General features: G+C 64.0%; 14 protein-coding genes. 12 read left to right on the forward strand and 2 right to left on the reverse strand.

The genetic code is table 11. The features are described from left to right. Window positions 1-196: 196 nt before the first annotated feature. The 7 genes from NLY44_RS10740 (at window position 197) to NLY44_RS10770 (ending at window position 8,968) form a co-directional block, all read left to right on the forward strand. Entirely contained in the window at window positions 197-3,193 is a 2,997-nt protein-coding gene (locus NLY44_RS10740; protein WP_023805446.1) for a caspase family protein, read from the forward strand. A 98-nt stretch (window positions 3,194-3,291) separates the two neighbouring features. After that, window positions 3,292-3,840: a histidine phosphatase family protein gene (locus NLY44_RS10745; protein ID WP_023670442.1), complete on the forward strand. Its 549-nt coding sequence runs from the start codon at window positions 3,292-3,294 to the stop codon at window positions 3,838-3,840. Between the two features lie 209 nt (window positions 3,841-4,049). Next, entirely contained in the window at window positions 4,050-4,331 is a 282-nt protein-coding gene (locus NLY44_RS10750; protein WP_010909964.1) for an acyl carrier protein, read from the forward strand. A gap of 55 nt (window positions 4,332-4,386) precedes the next feature. Continuing rightward, window positions 4,387-5,577, forward strand: coding sequence for a beta-ketoacyl-ACP synthase (locus NLY44_RS10755; RefSeq protein WP_023805447.1), 1,191 nt, complete (start codon window positions 4,387-4,389; stop codon window positions 5,575-5,577). A 42-nt stretch (window positions 5,578-5,619) separates the two neighbouring features. Continuing rightward, on the forward strand, window positions 5,620-6,891 hold the full coding sequence (locus NLY44_RS10760; RefSeq protein WP_023805448.1) for a beta-ketoacyl-ACP synthase: 1,272 nt from the start codon (window positions 5,620-5,622) through the stop codon (window positions 6,889-6,891). A gap of 36 nt (window positions 6,892-6,927) precedes the next feature. Continuing rightward, entirely contained in the window at window positions 6,928-7,956 is a 1,029-nt protein-coding gene (locus NLY44_RS10765) for a zinc-binding dehydrogenase (RefSeq protein WP_023805449.1), read from the forward strand. Between the two features lie 4 nt (window positions 7,957-7,960). Then, window positions 7,961-8,968, forward strand: a complete 1,008-nt coding sequence (locus NLY44_RS10770) for a lipid A biosynthesis lauroyl acyltransferase (protein WP_031201841.1) — start codon at window positions 7,961-7,963, stop codon at window positions 8,966-8,968. 13 nt (window positions 8,969-8,981) lie between these two features. Here NLY44_RS10770 and NLY44_RS10775 read toward each other — a convergent pair whose 3' ends face one another. After that, window positions 8,982-9,413, reverse strand: coding sequence for a L,D-transpeptidase (locus tag NLY44_RS10775; protein ID WP_023681747.1), 432 nt, complete (start codon window positions 9,411-9,413; stop codon window positions 8,982-8,984). A gap of 222 nt (window positions 9,414-9,635) precedes the next feature. Between NLY44_RS10775 and NLY44_RS10780 the strand changes: the two genes are divergently transcribed. The 5 genes from NLY44_RS10780 to NLY44_RS10800 all read left to right on the forward strand — a co-directional run bounded on the left by NLY44_RS10780 (window position 9,636) and on the right by NLY44_RS10800 (window position 16,270). Then, the gene (locus tag NLY44_RS10780) at window positions 9,636-10,916 is read left to right on the forward strand and encodes an acetylornithine deacetylase/succinyl-diaminopimelate desuccinylase family protein (RefSeq protein WP_023805450.1); all 1,281 of its coding nucleotides are present in this window, start codon (window positions 9,636-9,638) and stop codon (window positions 10,914-10,916) included. Window positions 10,917-11,037: 121 nt separating this feature from the next. Further along, entirely contained in the window at window positions 11,038-12,513 is a 1,476-nt protein-coding gene (locus NLY44_RS10785; RefSeq protein ID WP_023751596.1) for an ABC transporter substrate-binding protein, read from the forward strand. Window positions 12,514-12,837: 324 nt separating this feature from the next. After that, window positions 12,838-13,785, forward strand: a complete 948-nt coding sequence (locus NLY44_RS10790) for an ABC transporter permease (protein ID WP_023805451.1) — start codon at window positions 12,838-12,840, stop codon at window positions 13,783-13,785. Then, complete coding sequence (locus tag NLY44_RS10795) at window positions 13,782-14,651, forward strand: ABC transporter permease (RefSeq protein ID WP_023706066.1); 870 nt, start codon at window positions 13,782-13,784, stop codon at window positions 14,649-14,651. The genes NLY44_RS10790 and NLY44_RS10795 overlap by 4 nt, the downstream gene beginning before the upstream one ends. Beyond that, the gene (locus NLY44_RS10800) at window positions 14,648-16,270 is read left to right on the forward strand and encodes an ABC transporter ATP-binding protein (protein ID WP_023805452.1); all 1,623 of its coding nucleotides are present in this window, start codon (window positions 14,648-14,650) and stop codon (window positions 16,268-16,270) included. The genes NLY44_RS10795 and NLY44_RS10800 overlap by 4 nt, the downstream gene beginning before the upstream one ends. A gap of 115 nt (window positions 16,271-16,385) precedes the next feature. On the opposite strand, the gene NLY44_RS10805 is transcribed toward NLY44_RS10800, so the two are convergent. Next, window positions 16,386-16,817: a TerB family tellurite resistance protein gene (locus tag NLY44_RS10805; RefSeq protein WP_023688142.1), complete on the reverse strand. Its 432-nt coding sequence runs from the start codon at window positions 16,815-16,817 to the stop codon at window positions 16,386-16,388. Between the last annotated feature and the right edge of the window lie 145 nt (window positions 16,818-16,962).

The following is a 16,962-nucleotide window of genomic DNA, read 5'->3' on the forward strand; positions in this document are numbered from 1 at the left end:
TCAGGGATAGGCGAGCCCGGATTCCAGTGCAATCGCCATGATCTTCAGAAACTGATCCTCGATCCGCCCGGCGCCTGAATTTGATCATGGTCGGGTGGCAGCGCTATACAGGCTTGGGATCATCAGGGCGGACACACAGCGAATGGTTGCGACGCCGAAACAGCGTCATTTCAGACAGGGGTGGCTGGTCAGACAAGTGTGGCTGGTCAGACAGGGGTGGCTGGCGGGTTTCGTCGCTATACTGCTTTGCCTTGGCGTATCTGAGGCCCAGGCCGCCGAGACCAAAAGTCTCAGGGGCGTGGCGCTGATCATCGGCCAGTCGAAATACGAACACATCGCAGCCCTTGCCAACCCGGCCAACGACGCCCGCGACATGGCCAAGATGCTGACCGACCTCGGCTTCGACGCCCGCAACGTCACCGATCGCGATGCCGCCAAGCTGAAGCGCGATCTCGATCGGTTTGTCGAGGACGCCGAAGGCGCCGACGTCGCCTTCATCTATTATTCCGGCCACGGCATCGAGGCGGGCGGCGAGAACTATCTGGTGCCGGTCGACGCCGACGTCTCGTCGCTGAAAAATGCCGGTGAGGCGCTGGTGCCGATTTCAGCCGTCATGGACGAGCTGAAAAGGGCCGTGCCGGTGACGATCGTGCTGCTTGACGCCTGCCGCACCAACCCGTTTCCGCCGGACGCGGTCGTGCGACGCGGGCCGACGGCTTCCGCCGAGCCTGTCGGCGCCGGCGGGCTGGAACCGGTGCGCGGCGCAAAAGCCCTCGCCGATGCCTCATTGGATAATGCCAGCCTGGGAACCGTGGTCGGCTTCGCCGCTGAGCCGGGCCGACCCGCACTTGATGGCGCCGCCGGCGAAAACAGCCCCTACGCCGCCGCCCTGCTGCGCCACCTCACCGCGATGAAAGGCACGGAATTCGGCTCGGTCATGCGCATGGTCACCGAGGAGGTCTATCTCGACACCAAGGCAAAGCAGCGACCTTGGGTCAGCGAGAGTCTGCGCCGGCTGCTGTATTTCGGCGTCGCGCCGCCGGAACCGACCGGCGACGACGGGCTGATCACCGGTGAGCGGCGGCAATTGCTGCTGACCATTTCCGACCTGCCCGATCCCAAACGGGCTCAGGTGGAGTTGGCTTCTCTGCAGGACGGCGTGCCCCTTGACGCGCTCTACGGCGTGCTCAAGGCGCTCGGCACGGAAAAGATCCCTGAGGATCCCAACGACCTGCAGAAGGTGCTGGACAGCCAGGCCGAGCGTCTGAAGAAGATGATGGCCGAGCGCGCCGCGCTGCGCACCGACGATCCTGAGATCAGTCGCCTCGTCGCATCCGCCGACAAAGCCATCGGCCAGGGCGCCATGGTGACGGCGCGCAAATTCCTCGACGACGCGGTCGGCCGGATCGAGGAAAACAGCGGTGCGGTGGATGAGGCCGAGGACCTGCTCCGGCAAAAGCGCATCGCCGACGCCGCCATCTATGCCAAACGCGCCGACGCCGCCGCGCTGGTCTTCGACTACAAATCCGCCGCCAACGACTATGCCAAGGCGTATTCGCTGGTCGAGAAGTGGGACGAAAAGCTGCGCTGGAACTACAAGAACCAGGAGGCCGAGGCGTTGAACGCTCATGGCTACGCCACCGGCGACCTCGATGCGCTGCAGCACTCCATCGAGGCCTATCGCACCATCTTGAACTTCATCCCCAACGGCGAACAGAATCGCGACTGGGCAATCACCCGCAACAACATGGCGGTGGTGCTGCAGACCATTGGAGAGCGCGAAACCGAGACTGCGCATCTCGAAGAAGCAGCGGTGATTTTCCGCGATTCGCTGGTGGTGTTCGAGCGCGAGAAGGACGACCGCAACTGGGCCGCGGCGCAGAACAACCTGGCCAACGTGCTTCTGAAGATCGGCGAACGCGAGAGCGACCCGCAGCGTCTCAATGAAGCGGTGGCGGCGACGCGCGCCACCCTTGAGAAGCGTCCGCGCGACAAGCTGCCGTTGGACTGGGCCGGTTCGCAGAACAATCTAGGCCTCGCGCTCTATGCACTCTCCGAGCGTGAGCCTGCCGGCGAGCATCTCACCCAGGCGGAAGCAGCCTACCGGCTGGCGCTTGAGGAATACACACGCGAGAAAGCACCCGTGGAATGGGCGATGGTCGAGAACAATCTCGGCAACACGCTTGTAACGCTTGGCATCCAGCTCAACGACAAGGCGAAGATCAACGAGGCGGCCGACGCGTTTCGCGCCGCGCTGGAAGTGCGAACCCGCGAAACTTTCCCGGTGTCCTGGGCGACCAGCCGCCTCAACCTGGGCAATGCGCTGAGCGGTATCGCCCGCTTCGATATGGGCACGGCTACGCTCGAAGAAGCTGCTGCTGCCTATGACGACGCTCTGACGGTGTTTACCCGCAAGCGCTTCCCGATGGACTGGGCGTCAGCCCAGAACAATCTCGGCTCGATCTATCAGACGCTGGGCCAGCGCACGCGTGATGCGGCCAAGCTGGCACAGTCGGCGGCAGCCTTCCAGGCGGCACGGCAGGTCTATGTCAGGCGGAAGTTCCCGCAGGACTGGGCGATGAGCTACTACAATCTCGGCAACACGCTGCAGCTTCTCGGCGGCGTCACCGACAAGCCCGAGCATTACAGCGAGGCGGTCGACGCCTACGGCAATGCGTTGCGCGAGTACAAGCGCGAGACCAACCCGCGGCAATGGGCAATGGCCCAGGCCGGCCTGGGCTCGACGCTGCACTGGTTGAGCATGAGCAATGGCGATGCCAAGACGCTGCAGGATTCGATTGCGGCGCGGCGGGCAGCGCTCGAAATACTCACCATCGAGGCCGCGCCGGTCGACTGGGCCAACGCTCAAAATGGCATCGGTATGAGCCTGCTCAATCTCGGCAATCTCCAGCGGACCGACAAATATCTCAACGACGCCGAAGCGGCGTTCACGGCGGCGCTGAAGGTGTTTACGCGCGAAAGTCAGCCGCTGCAGTGGGCCTTCGAGCAGAACAATATCGGCGACGTCCACTGGAACCGCGCCAGCTATGGCGCGGGCAAGCCGGAATATCTCAAGGCGATCGAATTCTTCGAGAACGCCAAGCAGGGCTTCACCGAAGCCGGCTACACAATCCCTATCCCGCTCACCGATCAGAAGATCGAGCTGGCGAAGAAGCAAATGGCGAAAATGTGAAGCGAACCGAGGGTTCGCCTTTCGCTTGTCTTTGTGCCGGCTTTCCGATCCCTATATCAGAATGACCGGAGCGGCATCCGGCTCCCGGAAAGGTTTCGATGATTCGATTTGTGCTGTCGCTGTTCCTGCTTGCTGTTCCCGCCGTCGCCCACGCGACCGACGCCGGCTGGGCGCTGCTGCGTGACGGCGGCCATGTCGTGCTGCTTCGCCACGCACTGGTCACCGGCACCACCGACCCCGCCAATTTCGTCATCGACAACTGCGCCACCCAGGTCAACCTATCGGCGCGCGGCAAGCAGCAGGCGAGCAAGATCGGCGCCTTGTTCGGCGCCCGTGCCGCCCCCATCGAGCGGGTGCTGTCCAGCCGCTACTGCCGCTGCCTTGACACCGCCCGCATCGCCTTCGAGGCGGAGCCGGAGCTTTTTGCGCCGCTCGACCTCCTGAGGAGCGATCCGACCGAGAAGGCCGCGCAGCTCGACGCGGTGATGAAGGAAATCCGCGCCTACACCGGTTCCGACAATCTGGTCATGGTCACGCATCTCGAAAACATCGTCGCGCTGACCGGCGTCTCGCCGCGCGAGGGCGAAGCGGTGGTGGTCGAGCCGCAGGGCGATGGCTTGCGCGTGCTCGGCCGCGTCACGTTCTGAGAAAGCCAGTGGTCAAGCTCCGTGAAAACTGAGCTGACGTAACGCCAACTGGGAGGGCCGCCGGCTTGTCGGGCGGCCCTTCTTGTCTTTATGGGAAGGCCATCCCATCTGCGCCCGGCGCATCAGGCCTTTTCCTGCCGGGAAAAACCGATTAGACAGCGCCCAAACCAGATGCGGACAGATTCCGCCCGCAACCGAAGGAAGAGCCCTTGTCCACCACGTTCGACAAAGTCGCCAAGATCATTGCCGACACCAGCGAGATCGACATCGATACCATCACTCCCGAGAGCCACACGATCGACGATCTCGGCATCGACAGTCTCGATTTCCTCGATATCGTCTTTGCCATCGACAAGGAATTCGGCATCAAGGTGCCGCTGGAAAAGTGGACCCAGGAAGTCAATGACGGCAAGGCTTCGACCGACGATTACTTCGTCATGAAGAACCTGTGCGCCAAGATCGACGCGCTGGTCGCCGCCAAGACCGCCTGATATCGGCTGGCGCGCGGCCTTGACGGGCTGCGCCGCCTGACCCACAAAGCCGCTCATGAGCAGCCCTCGCGACGTCGTCATCACCGGTATCGGCCTTGTCTCCTCGCTGGGAGAGGGTCCGGATACCCACTGGCAGAAGCTGGCGCAGGCGGGCCTGCAGCCGGTGCTCGAATCCGCGCGCTTTGCGCCCTACACCGTGCATCCGCTGCCGGAGATCGACTGGAACCTGCAGATCGCCAAGCGCGGCGACCAGCGGCAGATGGAAACCTGGCAGAGGCTGGGCACCTATGCCGCCGGCATGGCGCTGGATGACGCCGGCATCAAGGGCAATGACGATCTCTGCACGACGATGGACATGGTGGTGGCCGCCGGCGGCGGCGAGCGGGACGAGGCGGTCGATGCCGCCATCCTCGCAGCGTCCGAGAGCCGCAACGACCGCGACGTGCTGCTCAACGAGAAACTGACCACCGAATTGCGGCCGACGCTTTTCCTGGCCCAGCTCTCCAATCTGCTCGCCGGCAACATCTCCATCGTCCACAAGGTGACGGGATCGTCGAGGACCTTCATGGGCGAGGAAGGTGCCGGCGTCGCCGCCGTCGAGACCGCCGCCGCGCGCATCCGCTCCGGACAGTCGACCCACATACTGGTAGGTGGCGCCTTCCAGACCGAACATTCCGACATGCTGCTCGGCTATGAATTGGCCGGCTATCTGCATCGCGGCCCATGGAAGCCGGTCTGGCAGAGACAGGGCGCCGAGGGCGGCGGCCTGGTCTCCGGCTCCGGTGGCGCCTTCCTGGTGCTGGAGCAGCGCGAACACGCGCAAAGCCGTGGGCGGAAAATCTATGCCGAGCTCGGACCGGTCGTCTCAGGCCGCGCCCGGCGCTCGCGCGGCGAGCTTGACGCCGAGATCGCGGCATTGCTCAAACAGGCGGCTCTCCCGAACGGCAAGTTGCTGGCCCTGTCGGGCGCCTCCGGGGCGCATACCGCGACGTCAGCCGAAAAGTCAGCGCTGGATGCCAATCCGGCGATATCGGCGCGCGGCTTCGCCACGCTGACCGGGCATATGAAGGAAGCGCAGTTTCCATTCGCGGTCGCCCTCGCCGCCCTGGCCGTCGACCGCAAGGCCGCCTACCCCGTATTCGACGCCGCGGCCGAGAAGCCGTTCGAAGGCATTCCCGAAACCGTGCTCGCAACGGCGATCGGCTATCACCAATTCGAGGGCATGGCGCTGGTCAACGCTGCTTGAAGCAGCGCTGCGCGATCATGCTGCAAAGTTAAGAGGTTCCGGATGGCCAATCTCAGAGATCACATGGGCAGGCCGATCGTCGCCGTCACCGGCATCGGCGTGGTAACCTCGCTCGGCGTCGGCAAGGCAGACAATTGGGCGGCACTGACCTCCGGCAAATCGGGCATCCACCCGATCACCCGCTTTCCCGTCGACCACCTCAACACCCGCATCTCCGGTATGGTCGATTTCCTCGACTCAAGCTCGAAAGGCGCCAGCCTGCTGACCTACGAGCTGGCCGAAACCGCCGCGAATGAGGCGGCGGCCGAATCCGGCCTCGATTCCTCTGATTTTGGCGGGCCTCTGTTCCTCGCCTCGCCGCCGGTCGAACTCGACTGGCAGGATCGCTTCGCGCTCTACAATTCCGACGCCAAAGGCGCCGGCGCCGAAAGGCTGCTCAGGGTGGCGCGCGGGCTGAAGGAAACGGATACGTTCGCAAGCACGCAGTTCGGCGCGATCGCCGACCGGCTGGCCGACCGCTTTGGCACGCGCGGCCTGCCGATCACGCTGTCGACGGCCTGCGCTTCGGGCGCCACCGCCATCCAGCTCGGCGTCGAAGCGATCCGCCGCGGCGAATGCGACCGGGCGCTGTCGATCGGCGCCGACGGTTCGGCAACCGCCGAGGCGCTGATCCGCTTTTCGCTGCTCTCGGCGCTGTCGACCCACAATGACATCCCTGAAAAGGCGTCAAAACCCTTCTCCAAGGACCGCGACGGCTTTGTGCTGGCGGAAGGCTCCGGCGCTCTGGTGCTGGAATCGCTTGAGGCAGCCCTTGCCCGGGGCGCCAGCGTTCTCGGCATCCTGCGCGGCTGCGGTGAAAAGGCCGACGATTTCCATCGCACCCGTTCCAAGCCCGACGGTTCGCCGGCGATCGCAGCAGTCCGCGCCGCCCTTGCGGATGCCGGCCTGAGCAAGGACGAGATCGACTACGTCAACGCTCACGGCACCTCGACGCCGGAAAACGACAAGATGGAGCATCTGTCGCTGTCGACCGTGTTCGGCGATCGCATCGGCTCGATGCCGGTCTCGTCCAACAAGTCGATGATCGGCCACACGCTGTCGGCGGCGGGTGCTGTCGAAGCGGCGTTTTCGCTGATGACCATGCGCGAAAGCGTCATTCCGCCGACCATCAACTACGACAATCCCGACCCGGCAATCGTGCTCGACGTGGTGCCCAACAAGAAGCGCAATGCCGAGGTTCGTAGCGTTCTGTCGAACTCGTTCGGCTTCGGCGGCCAGAACACTTGCCTTGTCATGGCGCGGGAACCGGTCTAAGCGACCTTTTTCAGCCAGACTGAACTGACAGGCCCCATGCGCGCACTGCAACTTATCGAGGACCGCCGTCTTGAAACGGTGGACCTGCCGCCCCCGCCGCCCCCCGCATTGGGCGAAGTCACGCTGCGCATCAAGGCGGTGGCGCTGAACCATATCGACGTCTGGGGCTGGCGTGGCATGGCCTTCGCCAAGCGTAAGCTGCCGCTGGTCGTCGGCGCCGAAGCCTCCGGCGAGGTCGAAGCTGTCGGCCCCGGCGTCTCCAGCCTGCTGCCCGGACAATTGGTATCGATCTATGGCGCGCGCACCTGCGGCCTTTGCCGCGCCTGCCGCGAAGGCCGCGACAATCTCTGCGAACATGTCTCGGGCGTCCACGGCTTCCATCTCGATGGCTTTGCCCAGGAGAAGATCAACCTGCCGGCGCGCCTGCTGGTCCCTGCTCCTCCCGGCGTGACCGATGTCGGCGCGGCTGTCGCCCCCGTCACCTTCGGCACCGTCGAGCACATGCTGTTCGACAATGCCAAGCTGCAGCCCGGCGAAACCATCCTCATCCATGCCGGCGGCTCCGGCATCGGCTCGGCGGCGATCCAGCTGGCCAGGCGCATGGGTTGCACCATCATCACCACGGTCGGCTCCAACGACAAGATCGACAAGGCCAAGGCGCTCGGCGCCGACCATGTCATCAACTACCGCGACGACCGTTTCGAAGGCGCCGTGCGCAAGCTCACCAGGAAGAAGGGCGTCGACGTCGTCTTCGAGCATGTCGGCGCCGACACCTTTGCCGCCTCGATGCTGTGCCTCAAGCGCGGCGGCCGCCTGGTCACCTGCGGCTCGACCTCCGGCGTGTCGACGCAGATCAATCTGATGCAGCTGTTCCAGCAGCAGCTGAAGCTGCTCGGGTCCTTCGGCTGCCGCATGGAGAACATGGCCAACGCCATGCAGAAGATGGCGGCGGGACAGGTAGCACCTGTCATCGACACCGAGGTCGGCTTCGACGGCATCGACGCCGCGTTGAAGCGCATGGAAGGCCGCGACGTGTTCGGCAAGATCATCCTGCGCGTTTCCTAGGACAATGGCCGGCAAGGTGTTCAAGAAAGCCCGCCGGGACTTCATGTTCCGCTATGGCCGAAGACTGCGCCAGATGGAGCACTGGCTGGTGGCGCGCGCGGCGATGACGATCATCTCGCTGCTGCGCCTCTTGCCCGCCGACAAGGCGCTCAATTTCGCCGACCGCGCGGCCCGCCGCATCGGCCCCCGTGTCGGGCGCCACCGCGTCGCCGTCAACAATCTGCGCCTTGCCTATCCCGAAAAGAGCGATGCCGAGATCGAGGCCATCGCCTCCGACATGTGGGGCAACATGGCCCGGCTCGCCGCCGAATACATCTTTCTCGATGCGCTCTTCGACTATGATCCGAACGCAGCGACGCCCGGCCGCGTCGAAGTCGGTGGCGCCGACCATTTCCATCAGATAGCTGGCGAGGACAAACCGCATATCCTGTTCACCGGCCATCTCGGCAATTTTGAATTGCTGCCGGTGGCTGCCGCGACGTTCGGCATGAAGATCACGGCGCTGTTTCGTCCGCCGAACAATCCTTACCTCGCCGATTATATCCATTCGACGCGGCGTTCGAGCATGGGCGCCTTGCTGCCGTCTTCGACCGGCGCCTCCTTCGCGTTGGCGTCGATTCTGGAGAAAGGCGGCAATATCGGCGTTTTGGTCGACCAGAAATTCTCCAGCGGACTGGAGACGATCTTCTTTAATCGCCCATGCCAGAGCAATCCGGTTCTGGGCATGCTCGCCCGTCACTATGATTGCGACGTCTATCCGGCGCGATGTGTGCGGCTGCCAGGCAACCGCTTCCGCCTCGAGATCGAGGACAAGCTGACCTTGCCGCGCAATGAAAGCGGCAGCGTCGATGTCGCGGCCACCACCCAACTGCTCGCCGACGTGGTCGAGCGCTGGGTGCGCGAAGATCCGGGACAGTGGATGTGGTTCCACAAAAGGTGGGAAATCTCAGGCCGGCGTCGCCGCCGGCGCGGACAGGCCAACGCCACCGGCCAGGGGCAGCGTCAATCTTAAGTCGTCGAAAGCCTCAGTTCGTCACAACGATCCGCGTATTGCCGAAGCCGACTTCGCGCACCATCGCATAGAACATCGCGGCATTGGCGGTGTGCAGCCGCACGCAGCCATGCGATGCCGGACGCCCTAGCTGCCTGACCGCGCCGGTGCCGTGGATGGCGTAGCCGCCATGGAAGAACACCGAGTAAGGCATTGGCGACATGTGGTATTTCTTCGAATACCACATCCGCGCCGTGCGTTGCGGCCGATAGGTGCCGCGCGGCGTGAAATAGCCGCTGCGGGCGGTCGACACGCTCCAGCGATAAAGCACCTGGCCGTATTGGCTGACGGTCATGGTCTGCGACGAGACGTCGATGCTGGCCACCAGCGAGGCAGCCCTGCTTTCGATGGACGTGCCGAACAGCATCGCCGCAAAAGCAGCTGCCATGAGAACGATTTTAGTCATGAGATCAAACCCCTTTGATGCCCCTTGCCTGCCCTGTCATCACGCGGTTTTTCATCTTTTTAACGACAGGTGAGTGATCTAACACACACTCCTTGATAAATTCGCCAATCTAAAGCAGCGAATTTGAACGATTTTCCGCCATAGTTGCCGCTGCGACACGAAGTTTCGGCGCCAGTGGCGCGATGCTTGCAAAACCACCCCCTTGCCTGCTCAAATCCGGGAATGAACAAACGACTCTTCAAAGCGATAGACGCCCGTGTTGATGACCTGGTCGCACTGACCGCCGACCTGATCCGCTTCCCGACCATCAACCCGCCTGGCGAAGCCTATCGCCCCTGCGCCGAATATATCGGTGCGCGCCTAGGCAGGCTTGGCTTCGAAACCGAATTCATCCGCGCCGAAGGCACGCCCGGCGACACCGACCGCTATCCCCGCGTCAATGTCGTCGCCCGCTTCGACGGCCGCTCGCCTGGAGCCTGTGTCCATTTCAACTCGCACATCGATGTGGTCGAAGCCGGCGAAGGCTGGAGCGTCGATCCCTTTGCCGGGGTGGTGAAGGACGGCAAGGTCTACGGCCGCGGCGCCTGCGACATGAAAGGGGGCATGGCCGCCTCGATCATCGCGGCGGAAGCCTTCATGGAGGTATTCCCCGACTTTCCCGGCGCCATCGAAATTTCGGGCACGGTCGATGAGGAGTCCGGCGGCTTCGGCGGCGTCGCCCATCTGGCGAAGCTTGGCTATTTCTCGAAACCCAAGGTCGACCACGTCATCATCCCGGAGCCGCTGAACAAGGACCGCATCTGTCTTGGCCATCGCGGCGTCTGGTGGGCGGAGATCGAGACCAAGGGCGAGATCGCGCATGGCTCGATGCCGTTCCTCGGCGACAATGCGGTGCGCCACATGGGCGCCGTGCTGCAGGCCTTCGAGGATGAACTGTTTCCGGCGCTCGACCGCAAGGTGACGCGCATGCCTGTCGTGCCCCAAGGCGCAAAGCGCTCGACCATGAACATCAACTCGATCCATGGCGGCCAGACCGAGGATTTCCGCCCCGGCCTGCCCTCACCCAACGTGCCCGACGCCTGCCGGCTGACCATCGACCGCCGCTTCCTGCTCGAGGAGGACCTTGCCACGGTCAAGAGCGAGGTGACCGATATCCTCGACCGGCTGAAGCGCAAGCGCAAAAAGTTCGACTACGAGATTCGCGACCTGATGGAGGTGCTGCCGCTGATGACCGAGCGCGACGCGCCGGTGGTCAAGGCGGTGGCGCAAGGCATCATGGCGATCTTCGACCGTGAGCCGGATTATGTCATTTCACCAGGCACTTACGACCAGAAGCACATCGCCCGCATCGGCCACATCTATGATTGCATCGCCTATGGCCCGGGCATTTTGGACCTCGCCCACCGGCCCGACGAATGGGTCGGTATCTCTGATATGGTGGAGTCGGCCAAGGTGATGGCGATCGGGCTGAATGTGCTGCTTAGGGGCACGGCCGCGGACTGAACCATCGACTTCGCTGAAAAAACATTCCTCCCCGCGCCGCTGCGGAGCACGAAACGCAATTTACTCCACCTCGAAATCACGCTTCTATCGCACCAGGGTTCGAGCATTTGGGAGTTGCACGATGAAATTGTGGAAAACCATTCTTGCCGCCGCGGTGCTGGCACTGGCCGGCAGTCAGGCATTTGCCGCACGCACCGATCTGGTGATCGGCATTACGCTCGAGCCGCCACATCTCGATCCGACCGCCGGTGCTGCCGCGGCGATCGACGAAGTGCTCTACGCCAACGTCTTCGAGGGCCTGACCCGCATCGGTCCGAATGGCGAAGTGCTGCCCGACCTTGCCGAGAGCTGGGCCATTTCCGACGATGGCAAGGTCTACACCTTCAAGCTGCACACCGGCGTCAAATTCCATGACGGCAGCGATTTCGACGCCGGCGACGTGAAGTTCTCGCTCGACCGCGCCCGCGCCGACAATTCGGTCAACGCGCAAAAAGCCCTGTTCGCCTCCATCGATACGGTCGAAGTCGTCGATCCGACGACGGTCAAGGTGACGCTGAAGAACCCGCAGGGGTCGTTCCTCTACAATCTGGGCTGGGGCGACGCGGTGATTGTGGCGCCCGAGAGCGCCGACACCAACAAGGAAAAGCCCATCGGCACCGGCCCGTTCAAATTCCAGAGCTGGGCCAAGGGCTCGTCGATCACGCTGGTGAAATCGGACACTTACTGGGGCGCCCCGGTGTTCCTCGACAAGGCCGAGTTCCGCATCGTTCCCGACGCCGCCGCCGCCGTGCCGGCGCTGCTCTCCGGCGACATCCAGGCTTTCCCTTTCTTCGATCCCGACAGCGTCGCGCAGGTCAAGGACGATCCGCGCTTCAAGGTGGTGATCGGCTCGACCGAGGGCGAGACCATTCTGGCGATCAACAACAAGAAGCCGCCTTTCGACAAGCTCGAGGTGCGGCAGGCAATTGCCTTCGCGCTCGACCGCAAGGCGATCATCGACGGCGCCTCGGCCGGCCTCGGCGTGCCGATCGGCTCGCACATGTCGCCGGCCAGCAAGGCCTATGTCGACCTCACCGGCCTCTATCCGCACAATGTCGACAAGGCCAAGGAACTGCTGAAGCAGGCCGGCCTGGAGAACGGCTTCAAGGCGATGCTGAAACTGCCGCCGCCTTCCTATGCGCGGCTTGGCGGCGAGATCATCGCTTCGCAGCTGCGCGATGTCGGCATCGACCTGGAAATCATTCCGGTCGAATGGGCGCAGTGGCTGGACCAGGTGTTCACCAAGAAGGATTACGACCTGACCATCGTCTCCCACACCGAGCCCAACGACATCGATATCTACTCGCGCAAGGACTACTACTTCAACTACGACAACCCCGCCTTCGACAAGATCATCGCCGAGCTGAACCTCACCTCCGACGACGCCAAGCGCAACACGCTGCTCGGCGAAGCACAGAAGATCCTGGCCGACGACGCCGTGGTCGGCTTCCTCTATGAACTGCCGAAGGTCGGCGTCTGGGACGCCAAGCTGCAGGGCCTGTGGGAGAATGCGCCGATCCAGGCGAATGATCTGACCAAGGTGAAGTGGACGGATTGAGGCGGCGCCCGACAGGCAACAGTGTGCATTCCTTCACACCCCCCTCTGCCCTGCCGGGCATCTCCCCCGCAAGGGGGGAGATTGGGCTCTCATCTCCGCTTTCGCCTATCGCGAACGTTGAACGCTGGTCGACGACACGGAAACTGCTGATCTCCCCCCTTGCGGGGGGTGAGGAGTGGTCCGCGCAGCGGACGGAAAGCCAACTGCTTGGCTTTCCGAACAACGAACGCCCGAAGCGACAGCGAAGGGCCGGGTCCGGCAGGACAGAGGGGGTGGGGGGGAACTCGACTTTCAAGGCGCAGCCGCACCGGGCGCCCCTCCACCATGACCGCCTACCTCCTCAAACGCCTCGCCATCGCCATCGCAACCTTGATCCTGGCCTCGATGGTCGTCTTCGCCGTGCTAGAAATCCTGCCCGGCGATCCGGCGCGGCTGATGCTTGGCCTCAACGCCAGCGCCGAGCAGGTCGAACTCCTGCGCAACCAGATGGGCCTCAACGCACCGCTTCTCCTGCGTTACCTCCACTGGGTCGGTGGCCTGCTCAGCCTCGATTTCGGCCGCTCCTACACTTATTCGGTGCCGGTCATCGACCTTGTCCGCGAGCGCATGGCGGTTTCCCTGCCGCTGGCGCTGATCGCGCTGGCGCTGTCGACCATCATTGCCATCCCGGTCGGGCTCTATTCCGCCAGCCGGCGCGGGCGGGCCGGCGATACGATCGCCATGGGCGCCGCCCAGCTCGGCGTCGCCATCCCGAACTTCTGGTTCGCGCTGATGCTGATCTACCTCTTTGCCGTCTGGCTGCGGCTGGTGCCGGCCGGCGGCTTTCCCGGCTGGAGCGCCGGCGCCTGGCCGGCGCTGAAATCGCTGCTGCTGCCGGCCGTAGCACTCGCTCTGCCGCAGGCCGCGATCCTGGCTCGCGTTGCCCGCTCCGCGCTGCTCGAGGTGCTGAACGAGGACTATATCCGCACCGCCCGCGCCAAGGGCCTGCCTTACCGCGCCGTGCTATGGCGGCACGCGCTGCGCAACGCGATGATCCCGGTTCTGACCATTCTGGGCCTGCAATTCGCCTTCCTGCTCGCCGGCACCATCATCATCGAGAACGTCTTTTATCTCCCCGGCCTCGGACGGCTGGTGTTCCAGGCGATCACTCAGCGCGACCTGATCGTGGTGGAAAGCATCGTCATGCTGCTGGTCGTCGCCGTCATTGCGGTCAACCTCGTCGTCGACGTCTCCTACGCCATCGTCGATCCGCGCCTTCGAGGCCGGCAATGACGCTGCACATCGACATCCCGCAGGAGACGTTGGGCAGCATTCTGGCCAAGGCCTTCCGCAACCGCTCCTTCCTCATCGGCTTCGCCATCACGGTGCTGGTGGCTGCAATAGCGGTCATCTCCTACGTCTGGACGCCCTACGACGTGACCAAACTGGTGATCTCGGACAAGACGCTGGCGCCCTCTGCGGCGCACTGGTTCGGCACCGATCATTTCGGCCGCGACATCCTGTCGATGATCATGGTCGGCGCCCGCAACTCGATTGCCGTGGCGCTGGTCGCGGTCGGCATCGGCATGGGCGTCGGCGTGCCGCTCGGCGCCTTCGCCGCGGCGCGCGGCGGGTTGGTCGACGAGGCGCTGATGCGGCTGACCGACCTCGTCTTCGCCTTCCCGGCGCTGCTGTCGGCGATCATGATCACCGCCATCTTCGGACCGGGCGCAATCAACGCCATCATCGCCATCGGCATCTTCAACATCCCGGTGTTTGCGCGCGTCGCCCGCGCCGGCGCGCTGGCGATCTGGCCGCGCGAATTCATCCTCGCCGCCCGCGCCGCCGGCAAGAGCAAAGCGCAGATTACAACCGAGCACGTGCTGCCCAACATCGCCACGCTGCTTCTGGTGCAAGGCACCATCCAGTTCGCGCTTGGCATTTTGGCCGAAGCCGGCCTCTCCTATGTCGGCCTCGGCGCCCAGCCGCCAATGCCGAGCTGGGGCCGCATGCTGTTCGACGCTCAGACGCGCATGGTGGTGGCGCCTTGGATGGCCATCTTCCCCGGCATGGCCATCGTCGTCACGGTGCTTGGGCTCAATCTGCTCGGCGACGGCATCGCCGACATACTCGACCCGAAATCGCGGCGGCAGCGATGAGCCTGCTGCAGATGGAGAACCTGTCGCTGGCCATCGGCGACACGCCGATCCTGAAAGGGGTCGACCTCTCCGTCGCGCCCGGCGAGGTGATGGGGCTGGTCGGCGAATCCGGCTCGGGCAAATCGATGACGGCGCTGACCATCATGCAGCTTCTGCCGCATGCTGCGCGCGCCACCGGCCGCGTGACCTTCGACGGCATCGATATTCTGGCCGCAACCGAGGACCAGATGTGCGCGCTGCGCGGCGACGACATCGGCATGGTGTTCCAGGAACCTATGACGGCGCTTAACCCGGTCAAGACGATCGGCGAGCAGGTCGCTGAAGGCATACGCTGGCACACCAGGGCAAGCCGCGCGGAAGCCGAAGACCGGGCGCGCAAAATGCTCGACCGCGTCGGCCTGCCCGAGGCCAAATTCCCGCTGTCGCGCTATCCGCACGAACTGTCGGGCGGCCAGCGCCAGCGCGTCGTCATCGCCATTGCCTGCGCATTGAAACCCAAGCTGCTCATCGCCGACGAGCCGACCACGGCGCTCGACGTGGTGCTGCAGGCGCAGATCCTCGACCTCTTGCGCGGCCTTGTCAGCGAAAACCGCATGGGCCTGCTTCTGATCTCGCACGATCTCGCCGTCGTCACCGAAATGGCCGACCGCATCACCATCCTGCGTCATGGCGAGGTGATGGAAGCCGGCGACACCGCACGCACGCTATCGGAACAGCTGCATCCCTACACGCGCCAGCTGGCGCTGGCCTCCATGCACGTGCCCGCGCGCGCCAAGGTTCACGCCACCGGCCAGGGCAAACCGCTGCTTGAGGTCGAAGGCGTGACACGGGACTATCCGGGCCGGCGCACCTCCCTGTTCAAGTCAGCGGCTCCAATCCGCGCCGTCGACGACGTGTCCTTGTCGCTGGCGCCGGGCCAATCGGTGGCGCTGGTCGGCCGCTCCGGCTGCGGCAAGTCAACGCTTGCCCGCATGATCCTGGCGCTCGACAAATCGACATCGGGAACGATCCGCTTTCGCGGCGAGACCATCACCGGCAAAAGCGAGGCGGAGCTCAAAGCCGCGCGGCGCGACATGCAGGTGGTGTTCCAGGATCCCTACGGCTCTTTCGACCCGCGCCAGAAGGTCGAGAAACTGGTCGCCGAGCCGCTGCATGTACTGGAAAAGAAGCCGACACCGGCCGAGCGGCGCGAGATGGTGGCGCATGCGCTGCACGAGGTCGGCCTCGGCGTCAGCGACATGGACAAATATCCGCATGAGTTTTCCGGCGGCCAGCGCCAGCGCCTGTCGATCGCCCGCGCCATCATCACAAGGCCGAAGCTGGTCGTCGCCGACGAGCCGGTCTCGGCGCTCGACGTGTCGATCCGCGCCCAGATCCTCGATCTGTTCGCAGAGCTCAACCAGAAGCTCGGCATCGGCTATCTCTTCATCACCCACGATTTGACCGTCGCCCGCGCCATCACCGATGAGGTGCTGGTCATGCATGACGGCAGGATCGTCGAGCGCGGCAAGACCGGTGACGTGCTCGATCATCCGCAGTCGGAGGCGGCCAGGGCGCTGGTGGCGGCTGCGCCCGAACTGCATCGGGCGATCGCTCACCGTATGCAGGAACAGGGGTAAGTGACCGGTTCGCGCAGCGAATTCATCGTGCCAGTGGCACGATGAAAGGTCACAAACGCTGGGACGCTGCGAAGCAGCGGGGACCCGGCTGGGCGGCCGTTGCCCCTGGTCTGCCTCACTCCTCCGGCTTCACCACATCGACCGGGCTGATGTCGAGCAAATCAAGCGTGCGGCGCAACAGCCGCACTTCGCTCTCGGCCAGTTTGGAATCGGCTTTGGCGATCTCCGCCATGTGGAGCGCCAGCAACTTGCGCCGTTCGACATCGAGATCGCGGAACAGCGCAATGGCTTGCGAACCGTTGGTCTCGTAGCCGAAATCATTGAGATATTCGATGACCGCGTCGATGCTGGTTTCCGGGATGCCGAAGGCGTCCTTGCAGATGCGCCGGAAGGCGACCATCTCGCTCTCCGAAACCGAGCCGTCGGCCAGGATCATGCGAAACAGCATCAAGAGTTCCGCCGACAGCACAGGGTCGTCGGCAACCTTGCGCACGCCGGGGTCACCATCGAAGATCGAGCGTATCTGGTCGAGCAATGCCATCGCCAACAGTGTCCCTTTCCCGAGCCCGCCCAGCGCACATGACCCAAAACTGCGCAGCGGTACTGAGATAATGACATGCACCACAGGAAATCCAAGCGCAACGCGCTTGGATGGACGTAGCGCGGAATCGGCCTTGCGCAAACCGGATGGC

The organism is Mesorhizobium sp. C089B, from assembly GCF_030323125.1.
Classification (GTDB): Bacteria; Pseudomonadota; Alphaproteobacteria; order Rhizobiales; family Rhizobiaceae; genus Mesorhizobium.

Excerpts from the sequence above, each read along its gene's own strand:
- NLY44_RS10770 (WP_031201841.1), top strand. The coding sequence starts at position 7,961 with ATGGCCGGCAAGGTGTTCAAGAAAGCCCGCCGGGACTTCATGTTCCGC.
- NLY44_RS10745 (WP_023670442.1), top strand. The coding sequence starts at position 3,292 with ATGATTCGATTTGTGCTGTCGCTGTTCCTGCTTGCTGTTCCCGCCGTC.
- NLY44_RS10785 (WP_023751596.1), top strand. The coding sequence starts at position 11,038 with ATGAAATTGTGGAAAACCATTCTTGCCGCCGCGGTGCTGGCACTGGCC.
- NLY44_RS10775 (WP_023681747.1), bottom strand. The coding sequence starts at position 9,413 with ATGACTAAAATCGTTCTCATGGCAGCTGCTTTTGCGGCGATGCTGTTC.
- NLY44_RS10755 (WP_023805447.1), top strand. The coding sequence starts at position 4,387 with ATGAGCAGCCCTCGCGACGTCGTCATCACCGGTATCGGCCTTGTCTCC.
- NLY44_RS10790 (WP_023805451.1), top strand. The coding sequence starts at position 12,838 with ATGACCGCCTACCTCCTCAAACGCCTCGCCATCGCCATCGCAACCTTG.
- NLY44_RS10765 (WP_023805449.1), top strand. The coding sequence starts at position 6,928 with ATGCGCGCACTGCAACTTATCGAGGACCGCCGTCTTGAAACGGTGGAC.
- NLY44_RS10780 (WP_023805450.1), top strand. The coding sequence starts at position 9,636 with ATGAACAAACGACTCTTCAAAGCGATAGACGCCCGTGTTGATGACCTG.
- NLY44_RS10795 (WP_023706066.1), top strand. The coding sequence starts at position 13,782 with ATGACGCTGCACATCGACATCCCGCAGGAGACGTTGGGCAGCATTCTG.
- NLY44_RS10760 (WP_023805448.1), top strand. The coding sequence starts at position 5,620 with ATGGCCAATCTCAGAGATCACATGGGCAGGCCGATCGTCGCCGTCACC.
- NLY44_RS10800 (WP_023805452.1), top strand. The coding sequence starts at position 14,648 with ATGAGCCTGCTGCAGATGGAGAACCTGTCGCTGGCCATCGGCGACACG.